10 protein-coding genes are annotated in these 9692 nt (G+C 72.4%); 2 read left to right on the top strand and 8 right to left on the bottom strand.

What is annotated here, in order from left to right:
* Positions 1-1441: ABC transporter ATP-binding protein (locus tag E1J50_RS24460; protein WP_132256617.1), on the bottom strand; the 1441-nt coding region annotated here is incomplete at its 3' end.
* Positions 1442-1559: 118 nt separating this feature from the next.
* The gene (locus E1J50_RS24455; protein ID WP_132256614.1) at positions 1560-2057 is read right to left on the bottom strand and encodes a Spy/CpxP family protein refolding chaperone; all 498 of its coding nucleotides are present in this window, start codon (positions 2055-2057) and stop codon (positions 1560-1562) included.
* Between the two features lie 232 nt (positions 2058-2289).
* Here E1J50_RS24455 and E1J50_RS24450 point away from each other — a divergent pair, with 232 nt between their 5' ends.
* On the top strand, positions 2290-3252 hold the full coding sequence (locus tag E1J50_RS24450; RefSeq protein ID WP_245516736.1) for a metal ABC transporter substrate-binding protein: 963 nt from the start codon (positions 2290-2292) through the stop codon (positions 3250-3252).
* Positions 3253-3416: 164 nt separating this feature from the next.
* Here the strand turns inward: E1J50_RS24450 and moaD are convergent, their stop codons facing one another.
* The 4 genes from moaD to E1J50_RS24430 form a co-directional block, all read right to left on the bottom strand.
* Complete coding sequence (gene moaD, locus E1J50_RS24445) at positions 3417-3668, bottom strand: molybdopterin converting factor subunit 1 (protein ID WP_132256612.1); 252 nt, start codon at positions 3666-3668, stop codon at positions 3417-3419.
* A gap of 16 nt (positions 3669-3684) precedes the next feature.
* Positions 3685-4284, bottom strand: coding sequence for a CDP-diacylglycerol--glycerol-3-phosphate 3-phosphatidyltransferase (pgsA, locus tag E1J50_RS24440; protein WP_132256610.1), 600 nt, complete (start codon positions 4282-4284; stop codon positions 3685-3687).
* A 73-nt stretch (positions 4285-4357) separates the two neighbouring features.
* Positions 4358-6403: an excinuclease ABC subunit UvrC gene (gene uvrC, locus E1J50_RS24435; protein ID WP_132256607.1), complete on the bottom strand. Its 2046-nt coding sequence runs from the start codon at positions 6401-6403 to the stop codon at positions 4358-4360.
* A 46-nt stretch (positions 6404-6449) separates the two neighbouring features.
* On the bottom strand, positions 6450-7178 hold the full coding sequence (locus E1J50_RS24430; protein ID WP_132256605.1) for a chemotaxis protein: 729 nt from the start codon (positions 7176-7178) through the stop codon (positions 6450-6452).
* Between the two features lie 257 nt (positions 7179-7435).
* Here E1J50_RS24430 and E1J50_RS24425 point away from each other — a divergent pair, with 257 nt between their 5' ends.
* Positions 7436-8227, top strand: a complete 792-nt coding sequence (locus tag E1J50_RS24425) for a L,D-transpeptidase (RefSeq protein WP_132256602.1) — start codon at positions 7436-7438, stop codon at positions 8225-8227.
* A gap of 70 nt (positions 8228-8297) precedes the next feature.
* Here the strand turns inward: E1J50_RS24425 and E1J50_RS24420 are convergent, their stop codons facing one another.
* Positions 8298-9035 carry a DUF2076 domain-containing protein gene (locus E1J50_RS24420; protein WP_132256600.1) on the bottom strand — a complete coding sequence of 246 codons (738 nt, stop codon included), beginning with the start codon at positions 9033-9035 and terminating at the stop codon, positions 8298-8300.
* Positions 9036-9309: 274 nt separating this feature from the next.
* Positions 9310-9692 (bottom strand): outer membrane protein (locus E1J50_RS24415; protein WP_425374924.1); only part of this gene is annotated, 383 nt, incomplete at its 5' end.

The following is a 9692-nucleotide window of genomic DNA, read 5'->3' as shown; positions in this document are numbered from 1 at the left end:
CGCCGCCCGAGCCGACACGGAAATCGTAGCCTTCGGGCAGGCGGGCGATGAAATCGTGGGCCGCCGCGGCCCGGGCGGCCGCCTCGATCTCGGCCCGGCTCGCCCCCGCGCGGCCGAAGCCGATATTGGCCGCCACCGTGTCGTCGAACAGCACCACCTCCTGCGACACCACCGCGATCGCCTCGCGCAGGGACGCGAGGGTGACGGCGCGCACGTCCTGCCCGTCGATCGTCACGCGCCCGCCCGTCGCGTCGTAGAGGCGGGGCACGAGGTTGAGGAGCGAGGACTTGCCCGAGCCGGAGCGCCCGACGAGCGCCGTGGTGCGGCCGGCCGGCACGACGAGGTCGATCCCCTCGAGCGCGGGCATGTCGTCCCGGTAGCGGAAGCGCAGGCCCTCGAAGCGGATCTCGCCCGGCCCCGCCGCCAGCGGCTTCGCGCCCGGCGCCTCGCGGATGCGGGGCGCCTCGTCCATCAGGTCGAAGTAGCGGTGCAGGGCGCCGGCGGCCTCCTGCAGGATCGCGTTGAGGGTGCCGAGCGCCCGGGCCGGCTGCGCGGCGAGGAGGAGGGCGGCCGTGAAGCCCGTGAAGTCGCCGACCGTGCGCTCCCCCGACATCACCCGCTGCCCGACGAGCATCAGCACCGCCGCCACGGCGACGCCGCCGCCGACCTCGAGGAGCGGGTCGAGCCGGCCGCGGGCGTTGGCGGCCTTCATCTTGAGGCGGCGCACCGTCTCGAGCGCCTCCGCGGCACGGCCCTTCAGGTAGCCTTCGAGGGCGTAGGTCTTGGCGATGCGGGCGCCGGCGAGGCTCTCGCTGATCAGGTTCGCGGTCGCGCCCATCTGCTCCTGCGTCGTCGTCGAGACGCGCCGGAGCTTCCGGCCGATCCGGCCGATCGGCCCGGCCACGAAGGGCACCGTCACCGCCGCGACGAGGGTGAGGACCGGGTCCATCCAGATCAGGGCCGCGACGAGGCCGATCAGCATGGCGACGTCCCGCAGGAGCACGGTCGAGATGCGGGTCAGCGCCTCCTTGATGTAGGCGAAATCGGTGGTGAAGCGCTGCGTGAAGGCGGCCGGGCTCTCGCGGGCGAGCTGGGCGAGGTCGGCCTCGATCAGGTGGCCGTAGAGGGCGGCCTGCATGTCGGCCTCGACGCGGGTGACGACCCGGTTCGTCAGGACCGTCTGGCCGAACAGGGCGAAGCCCCGCACCGAGGTCACCGCGATGACGATGAGCGGCCCGTAGGCGAGCGCCCCGACATCCTTGCGGTCGAAGGCGTCGAAGGCGCTCTTGATCAGAACCGGGTAGAGCCCCGTCGCGGCCCCGACGAGGACGATCATCACCAGCACCCCCGCGAGCGTCGCCCGGTGCGGCGCGAGCCACTCGTGCCAGACCCGCCAGATCAGCGGGAGCGTGTCGGTGTTCAAGCGGGGGCGGCGCGCCATTCTGTCTTCCTGGCGCCGCGGGGACCTTCGGCGCCCGGCGGCGGCTTGCGCGGTGTTTGCCGCCGCCGCCGCCGCGGATCAAGCGCGGCCTCGCCCCCTTGTCGGGCCCGGAGGGCGATCAGCGCTCCTCGCCGGGCCCGTGCCGGTGCCGGTGCCAGCCGCCGCGGCCCTCGCCCCGCATCGGGCGGGCGAGCACGAGGGCGCGCCGCTTCTGGTCCCCGTCGAGGGTGGCGTAGAGGGGCGCCGAGGCGTCGGCGAGCTTGCGCAGGGCCTCGCCGCGGGCGGTCGCGGCATCCGCCATGGCGCGGATCGCGGCGGGCGCGTCGTCGACCATGCGGCCCCGCTCGGCCCGGGCCGCGCGCTGCTCGCGCCGCAGGCGCCCGAGGTCGCGGATCGCCGCCTCGACCGGCGGCCAGAGCGCCTCCTGCTCGGGCCTGAGGCGCAGGCCGGCGCGCAGGGCCGCGAGGCGGGCATCGGCGAAGGCTTCGCGGTCCTCCGGCGAGAAGGCGTTCCACCGGCCCGCGGGGGCGCGGGAGAAGGGATCGTCCTTCGCGACGGCACCGCCGACGACGCCGAGGCCGACGAGAATCAAACCGACGGTCACGAACCTGCGCATGGCACTCTCCTTCGGGGTCTCCTCACGGGGACCTCATCGCGGGGGCCTCCTCGCACGGCCGGGGCGCCCGGCACGGCGATGGCGACGGGCCCGAGAATAGCCAAGGTCGAATGGCCGCGCCCTGTCGCGCGCATGAAAGCTTCGTCATGTTCGGCCTCTCGTCCCGAACCGGACGCTTGGCAATGTAACACTATTACACTATGTCCGCTGCGACCGGACGGGGAGCGGGGCGATGGGGGCTTGGAAGGCGCGGATGTTCGGAGCGGGGCTCGCCCTCGCCCTGGCCGGGCTGATTCCGGGGGGAGGGGCCGAGGCGGCCGAGCGCCTGCGCGCGGTGGCGACCTTCTCGATCCTGGGCGATCTCCTGCGGCAGGTGGGCGGCGAGCGCGTCGAGGTGGCGACCCTGGTCGGGCCGGATGCGGACGCGCACGGCTACAGCCCGGCGCCGGGCGACGGCCGGATTCTCGCCCGCGCCGACATCGTCGTCGTCAACGGGCTCGGCTTCGAGGGCTGGCTCGACCGGCTGATCCGCGCCTCGGGCGCCAAGGCCCCGGTGATCGTGGCCGCCCGCGGCGTGACGACCATCGCCGCCCGCCACGACCACGCGGGCGAGCACGATCACGCGGATGGGGGCGGGACGGGGCAAGGCGGCGGGACGGGAGAAGGGGCCGATCCCCATGCCTGGCAGAGCATCGCCAACGCCAAGGTCTACGTCGCCAACCTCCGCGACGGGCTCGCGAAGGCCGACCCGGCCCATGCGGAGGATTACGCGCGCAACGCCGCCGCCTACCTCGCCCAGCTCGACGCCCTCGACGGCGAGGTGCGCGCCGCGATCGCCGCGATCCCGCCCGAGCACCGCCGGGTGATCACGACCCACGACGCCTTCGGCTATTTCGGCGCGGCCTACGGCCTGCGCTTCATCGCGCCGCAGGGCGTCGCCAACGACAGCGAGGCGAGCCCGCGCAGCGTGGCGCGGATCATCCGCCAGATCCGCCAGGAGCAGGTGCCGGCCGTGTTCCTGGAGACGATCGCCGACCCGCGCCTGATGGAGCAGATCGCCCGCGAGAGCGGCGCGAAGATCGGCGGCCGGATCTACTCGGACGCCCTCTCGGGCCCTGCCGGCCCGGCCCCGACCTATCTCGACATGATGCGCAGCAACCTGCGCGAGTTCAGCGCGGCGCTGGCCCGAAGCTGAGCGGGCCACCTCTCCCGTCCGGGAGGCCCGAGTCGGCGTCAGCCGACCGGGTGAGGGGGGCGCGTTGTCCGGCGAGGCCGCACCCCTCACCCCAACCCTCTCCCGAACGGGAGAGGGGGTCCTCGCGTCAGCCCTGCCCGTCCTGCGCGCGGGGGCCGCTCCCCCTATCCGCCCGTCATCGGCGGGAAGAAGGCGACCTCGGACGCGCCCGCGATCGGCGCGTCGGGCTTGGCGTGGACCCGGTCGATCGCCGCGCGGACCACGCCCGCATTCTCGAAGGCGTAGGCGTATTCCTCGCCGCGGCCGATGAGCCAGCCGACGAGGTCCGAGACGGTCGCGACGCCCGGCGGCAGCTCGACGCTCTCCTCGGCCTTGCCGACGCGCTCGCGCACCCAGGCGAAATAGACGAGCTTCACCACATTCCCTCCGGCCTCAGCGCGGATCGTCGATCACGTGCTTGATCCCGGCCCTCATGTAGTCCCAGCCGGTCCAGATGGTGAGGGCCGCCGCGACCCAGAGCAGCACGATGCCGATCCGGATCGTGCCCGGCAGCAGCGTCTCGCCGGCGGGGCCGGCCACGAGGAAGCCGATCGCGACGAGCTGCACCGTCGTCTTCCACTTGGCGATGCGGCTCACCGGCACGCTCACCTTCAGCTCGGCGAGGTACTCGCGAAGCCCCGAGACGAGCACCTCGCGGCACAGGATCACGATGGCCGCCCACAGGCTCCAGCCCGCGACCGTGTGGTCGGCCGCCAGCATCAGGAGGCAGGCGGCGACGAGGAGCTTGTCGGCGATCGGGTCGAGCATGCGCCCGAGCGCCGAGCTCTGCGCGTAGGTGCGGGCGACGTAGCCGTCGAGATAGTCGGTGATGCCGGCGAGCACGAACACGGCGAAGGCCGCGAAGCGGGCGCCGATCTCGTCCGGCCAGAAGAGCAGGCCGACCACGACGGGCACGGCGGCGAGGCGGCCGTAGGTGAGGCAGTTCGCGAGCGTCCAAGCCTGCGACCGACGTCGGGGGAGGACGGCGTTCATCGGCGCGGTGAAATCACGGGGCGGTGAAGGCGTCAACCGCCCTGTCCCGTCCCCGATCTCGCGGCCCGCGGGCTCAGGCGCCGGCATGGAAGAAATCGTAGACGGCCCGCGCCGTGGCGGCGTTGACGCCGGGCGCCTTGGCGAGGTCCTCGAGCGCGGCGCGCTGGATGGCCTTGACGGTCCCGAAATGGTGGAGGAGGGCGCGCTTGCGGGTCGGCCCGATCCCGGCGATCTCGTCGAGGGGGTTCCGGACCATCTCGCGCTTGCGCTTGGCCCGGTGGGTGCCGATCGCGAAGCGGTGGGCCTCGTCGCGCAGGCGCTGCACGAAGTAGAGGGTCGGGTCGCGCGGGGGCAGCTTGAAGGGCGGGCGCCCCGGCACGAAGAAGGTCTCGCGGCCCGCGTCGCGGTCGCGCCCCTTGGCGATGCCGACGAGGGGCACGCCGGCGACCCCGACCTCCTCCAGCGCGGCCCGCGCGGCGTCGAGCTGGCCCTTGCCGCCGTCGATGAGTACGAGGTCCGGCCAGGCCGGGAAGGCGTCGGATTCCGCCTGCGGCTCGGGCACGGGCTCGGGCGCGCCGCCCTCCAGGGCCGCGAGCGCCGCCTCGTTCGCGGTTCGGGGCGCCTCCTTGACGAGGCGCTTGAAGCGGCGCTGCAGCACCTCCCGCATCATCCCGTAATCGTCGCCCGGCGTCAGTTCCTCCGACTTGATGTTGAAGGTGCGGTAATGCGGCTTCATGAAGCCCGTCGGCCCGGCCACGATCATGCCGCCGACCGCGTTCGTGCCCATGATGTGCGAGTTGTCGTAGACCTCGATGCGGCGCGGCGCCCGCTCCAGGCCGAAGGCCTGGCCGAGCGCCGCGAGCAGCTTGCCCTGCGAGGCGGTGTCGGCGAGGCGCCGGGCCAGGGCCTCCTTGGCGTTGCGGCGGGCGTAGTCGACGAGGTTCTTGCGCTCGCCCCGCTGGGGCAGGTGGATCTCGACCCGGTGCTCGGTGCGGCTCGACAGGGCGGCGGCGACGAGCTCCGCATCCTCGATGGCGTGGCTCGTCAGCACGATCCGCGGGGCCGGCTTGTCGTCGTAGAACTGGCTCATGAAGGAGCCCAGCACCTCCTCCGGCGTCATGGTGCGGTCGGCCTTCGGGAAGTAGGCCCGGTTGCCCCAGTTCTGGAAGTTGCGGAAGAAGAACACCTCGATGCAGAACTGGCCGGCCTGCTCGTCGAGGGCGAAGACGTCGGCCTCCTCGACCCCTTGCGTGTTCACCCCTTGCGCCCCCTGGATCGCCGAGAGGGCTGCGATGCGGTCGCGGAAGCGGGCGGCGCGCTCGAATTCGAGCGCCTCGGAGGCCGCCTCCATCTCGGTCCGCATCCGATCCTTCACGGCGTTCGACTTGCCGGCGAGGAACGCGTTCGCCGCGTCGGCGAGCCCCCGGTACTCGTCGAGCGGGATCTCGCCGGTGCAGGGGCCGGAGCAGCGCTTGATCTGGAAGAGCAGGCAGGGCCGGGTGCGGTTCTCGTAGTAGCTGTCCGTGCAGGTGCGCAGCAGGAAGGCGCGCTGGAGCGCGTTCACCGTGCGGTTCACCGCCCAGACGCTGGCGAAGGGGCCGTAATACTGCCCCTTGCGCCGGCGCGCGCCCCGGTGCTTGACGATCTGCGGGGCTTCCGAATCCCCGGTGACGAGGATGTAGGGGAAGGACTTGTCGTCCCGCATCAGCACGTTGAAGCGGGGCTTGAGCTGCTTGATGAGGTTGGCCTCGAGGAGCAGCGCCTCGGTCTCGGTGGCGGTGGTGACGAACTCCATCGCCGCCGTCTGCGAGATCATCCGGCTGATGCGGTTCGAGTGCGCCTGGCCCCGCGCGTAGGAGCCGACCCGCGCCTTCAGGTTCTTGGCCTTGCCGACGTAGAGGACGTCGCCCTTGTGGTCGAACATCCGGTAGACGCCGGGCGAGGTCGGCAGCGTCGTCCAGAACCGGCGGATCACCTCGGTGCCGGCCGTGACCGCGCCGGGCTCGAAGTCGAAGTCGATCTCGGGGGATTCGTCGAGGGGGGCGTCGGAGACGTCCTCCGGCCCCTCGCCGTCGTCGAACGTGTCGGGAGGAACGTCTGTCCGGGCGCTGCGGCTCATGCCGCAGATGTAGGCCCGGCCGATTCGCGAGGGAAGGGGCGGGCGCTCAGTCGAACAGGGCGTCGATGTCGGTCTGGTCGACGTGGCCGATATCGTCCTCGAGCTTCGGCCCGTTGAGGAGCGAGGATTCGTCGTCGATGCTGGGGCCGGTCTCCTGCAGGCTCGCGAAGTCGCGGAAGCTGTCGAGGCCGCTCCAGGCCTCGATGACCCGGTCGAGATGGTCCTCGACGAATTTCAGCACGCCGACGATCTTGCTGATGCGCTGGCCGGTCAGGTCCTGGAAGTTGCAGGCCTCGTAGGCGACGATGACCTTCTCCAAGATGACGTCGACATGGTCCTGCCCGGCCTTGCCGAGGGAGGCCCGCAGCATGTTGGCGTTGGTCTCGATCTCCTCGATGGCGCCGAGGAGCGAGGTGGTGGCGCGCTCGGTCGACTCGACCACGGCGTCGAGCTCGTCGGCGGCGCGGCGCATGCCCTTGCCGGTATGCTCGGATCGGTGGAGCGCCGCGATCTCCTGCTTGGTGCGGGTGATCGCGTCCTTCATCAGGTCGAGCTCGCCCCGCATGGAGAAGGCTTCGGAGAGCTCCCGCCGGCAGGCGTCGATGGTCTCGCTGGTGCTCGCCTGCGTGACCCGGCGCAGGTCCTGGATCGCGGACAGGATCTCCTCGAGGCGGGCGCCCTGGGCGGCGGACATCTCCGAGGCGGGCGCCGCGGCGGCGGGCATCTGAGGGCTCAATCCGAGGACGTCTTCGATGCGGTATCGCTTGGTAGTCATCGTCTCGGATCAGCCGGCATGAGGGACGATGCCGAATTTGGCGGAAACTGGTTGCCAGTTGCTGAATGGTCAGGCCCGCATCGACGCTTTTACGCGGCGTTGAGGATGCGGACAGTCCAGCGCCGGACAAGTGCGTCGGCGTGAACGATTCACCACGTTCCTTCACCGGTTTCACGGGCCCGCCCGCAAACCTGTCCCGTGCCCGGCGGCAGGCCCGGGCGTCGCGCCACGGGGCGCCGGACGGCAAGGGGGCGAGGATGCGTGAAGCGTGGTGCGTGGCGGTGGCGCTCGCCGCCCTGGGATCCGGGGGCGCCGCGCAGGCGCAGAGCCGCGGCTACCAGCAGCAGGCGGCGGCCGGCGCCTATGGCGGCGGCTTCATCGAGTTCCTGGTGACGGGCGAGGCGCAGCGCCCGCAGGCCCTGCGGCCGAACCCGGCCGGCCCCGCCCCTTCGACGCTGCCCGCCCACGCGGCCGCCTACGGCTATGGCGGGCCGGGAAGCCCGCGGCTGCAATCAGGCGATCCGGTGCCCGCCGGCTACGGCGAGCCCGTCCGCCTCGCCGCCCTCCCCGCAGGGCCCGACGAGACCCGCATCGCCCGCGCCATCGACCCGCAATTCGCCCGCCAGGTCGTGCCCTATGCGGGGCCGCAGCGGCCGGGCACCATCGTGGTCGATACGCCCGCGCGCTTCCTCTACCTCGTGCAGCCGGGCGGCCAGGCGATCCGCTACGGGATCGGCGTCGGGCGGCCGGGCTTCACCTGGGCGGGCCTCAAGACGATCACCCAGAAGCGGGAATGGCCCGACTGGACGCCTCCGCCCGAGATGATCCGGCGCCGGCCCGACCTGCCGCGCCACATGGAGGGCGGCCCCGAGAACCCGCTCGGCGCGCGCGCCCTCTATCTCGGCTCCTCGCTCTACCGGATCCACGGGACCAACGAGCCGCACACGATCGGCCAGTCGGTCTCCTCGGGTTGCATCCGCATGATGAACGAGGACGTCATCGACCTCTACGAGCGCGCCGGCGTCGGCACCCGCGTCGAGGTGCTGTAGATCGAAACGAGAAGGCCCGGCCCCGCGCATCCGCGGGGCCGGGCCTCACTCTGTCCGGAGAGGCGGGCGATCAGACCCAGTCACTGTCGTCGCCGCCGCCGAGATCCCCGTCGAAATCGCCGCCGGGATCATTGTCGAAGGACGCGTCCTGGAAGTCGCCCCCGCCGCTGCCGCCGCCGAGCGCCGCACCGAAATCCTCGGTGCCGCCCGCGGCCGGCGCGCCGAGCCCCGCCGCCGCCGCGCTGCCGAGCTGCGAGTGGCCGCCCGCGAAGGCGTTCGAGAGCGCGCTGCCGAGCAGCATGCCGCCCGCCGCGCCCGCCGCCATCGGCAGCGCCGTGGCGAGGAAGCCTCCGCCGCCGCGCGCGGGTGCCTGAGGCTGGCCGGCCCACGGGCCGCCCTGCTGATTGCCGTAGCCCTGCTGCGGGTAGCCCTGCTGAGGGCCGCCATAGCCGCCCCCGCCCTGGTTCCCCCAGGGCTGGCCGGCCGGGCGCTGCTGGTATTGCGGCGGATATGGCTGCGGCTCCGGCTGGCGCTGGCCGCCGCCGAAGATGCTCGAGAGGAAGCCACCCGCGCCGCCCTGCTGCGGCTGCGCCTGCTGCTGGCGGCGCGCCTCCTCGAGCTGCTCGTTCAGGCTCTTGATCGCCTCTTCCTGCACGTAGATGAGCTGCGCCATGGCGTAGGGCGCGTAGGGCTGAGCCCGGATCTTGTCGGCGATGAAGCGCTCGGCGTCGGCGTCCCGGGGCTGGCTGGCAGCCTGCTCCAGGCGCTGGAAGATGCCGTTGATGACGTCGCGTTCTTCGCTGTTCATGGAGTCGTCCTCCTACAGGCAAGCGGGAGGCTGTCTGCACTCCGCGCGGGCAGGGACGACATGGGGTGGGTGCGGCGCTTTTGTCAGGGGGCGGCGCGTGAACTTCGCCGTGATGTTCGGCCGCGGCACGATTCCGGCCGGAGGCGGGATGAAAATCGCGCGGCCCGCCCGAGCAGCCGCGCGGTGCCCGAAACGCGAAGAGCCCGGCCTCTCGGCCGGGCTCTCGCGTGCTGGCGGCGGTCCCGAGGGACCGCCTGATCGGGCCAGCCGGGTCTTAGTAGGAACCGAACTTGTAGTTGAGGCCGGCGCGGACGACGGCGAACTCGTCGTTGCGGCGGGAGACGAAGTTCGGGACGGCGTAGACGACGCCGCCGGTCTGGTTGTTGACGACCAGGGCGCCCGCGGTGCGGTTGCCGCGGTCGAGGTTCACGTACAGGCCTTCCACCTTCAGCGTCACGGCCGAGGAGCGGAAGAAGTTCAGGAAGGAGTCGGTCGGCAGCGCGTACTCGATGCCGCCGCCCGCCGCCCAGCCGGTGCGGAAGTCGTCGTTGCCGCGGAAGCCGCCGAAGCGCTGCTCGTTGCTGCCGGCGCCGTAGGCGAAGCCGCCGGTGCCGTAGAGCAGGGTGCGGTCGAAGGCGTAGCCGAGGCGGCCGCGCA

This window comes from Methylobacterium segetis (genome assembly GCF_004348265.1).
GTDB lineage: Bacteria > Pseudomonadota > Alphaproteobacteria > Rhizobiales > Beijerinckiaceae > Methylobacterium > Methylobacterium segetis.
This window is presented reverse-complemented; position numbering and strand designations above follow the sequence as displayed.

Bases quoted from the DNA above. Each gene is read 5' to 3' on its own strand.
- E1J50_RS24455 (WP_132256614.1), bottom strand. From the start codon at position 2,057: ATGCGCAGGTTCGTGACCGTCGGTTTGATTCTCGTCGGCCTCGGCGTC.
- E1J50_RS24450 (WP_245516736.1), top strand. From the start codon at position 2,290: ATGGGGGCTTGGAAGGCGCGGATGTTCGGAGCGGGGCTCGCCCTCGCC.
- pgsA (WP_132256610.1), bottom strand. From the start codon at position 4,284: ATGAACGCCGTCCTCCCCCGACGTCGGTCGCAGGCTTGGACGCTCGCG.
- uvrC (WP_132256607.1), bottom strand. From the start codon at position 6,403: ATGAGCCGCAGCGCCCGGACAGACGTTCCTCCCGACACGTTCGACGAC.
- E1J50_RS24430 (WP_132256605.1), bottom strand. From the start codon at position 7,178: ATGACTACCAAGCGATACCGCATCGAAGACGTCCTCGGATTGAGCCCT.
- E1J50_RS24425 (WP_132256602.1), top strand. From the start codon at position 7,436: ATGCGTGAAGCGTGGTGCGTGGCGGTGGCGCTCGCCGCCCTGGGATCC.
- E1J50_RS24420 (WP_132256600.1), bottom strand. From the start codon at position 9,035: ATGAACAGCGAAGAACGCGACGTCATCAACGGCATCTTCCAGCGCCTG.